This window comes from Micromonospora sp. ABR4_055, assembly GCF_056160425.1.
In genome coordinates, this window is the sequence record NZ_JBSWXD010000333.1 from 1 (window position 1) to 872 (window position 872).

The 872-nt window shown below is 80.4% G+C and carries 1 pseudogene; it reads left to right on the forward strand.

The window, feature by feature from the left end:
* Positions 1–42: 42 nt before the first annotated feature.
* A pseudogene (locus ACXAHD_RS32235) lies at positions 43–872 on the forward strand (hypothetical protein); the annotation flags it as partial.

The following is an 872-nucleotide window of genomic DNA, read 5'->3' on the forward strand; positions in this document are numbered from 1 at the left end:
GGCCTGAGCGAGGCGCCCGGCCCGGCGCTTGCGGGGGCGTCGGTGACACCGGCGCTGGCTGCGCTGATCGGGGCCGCCGCGGCGCACCGCATCGTCTGCGCCGTCGCCGGTCTGCCCGACCCGGCCGAGGAAGCCGCCACCCTGCCCGGCGGCGAACCGGCCGCCCCCGGGCCGTACTACCCGTCGGTCCTGGTCGCCCGGCTCGACCCGGTCCGCGCCACGTACCATCCGTGGCTGCCGGCCGCCCGCGTGCCGCTGCCCGGTGCGCCGTCCGACATCGACGCGGTCGGGCTGCGGCTGGAGGCGCTGAGCGACCCGGAGCTCGGCGTACTGCCGCCGGCGGTCCCCGGCGACCTGCCGCAACTGCCGGCGATGCTGGCCCTGGCCGGCCCGGCGCTGGGGGTCGCGGCCACCGCCGACGCCGCCCGGGTCGACGCCACCCTGCGGTACGCCGAGACCGTCCTCGGTATCGGTGCGCCGCGCGGCGACGGTGACGCGCGGGACGCCGGTGCCGAGGACGGTGCCGGGTCAGCGGTCCGCTGGGCGGAGACGGCCGCGATCGGCGTCGACGTCCGGCACGCCAGCGGGGCGGCGCTGCGCCGGCTGGTGCACGCCGTACGCAGCCGGCTCGACACGGACCCGGTGCCGGAGGCCGAGTGGGCCGGCGAACCGGCGGCGCGCCGCTGGTGGAAGGCGCTCACCCTGCGGTTCGCCGTACCGGCGCGGGTGGTGGCCCGCCGGCTGCCGGCCGGCGCGGTACACGCCGAGATCGTCACCGACGCCGGGCCGCTGGCCTGGGCGGTGGAGGCCACCGCCGCCGACGCGGTGGCGATGGCGGCGCTGGCCGCCACCGGTGTGGCCCAGGCCCGGGC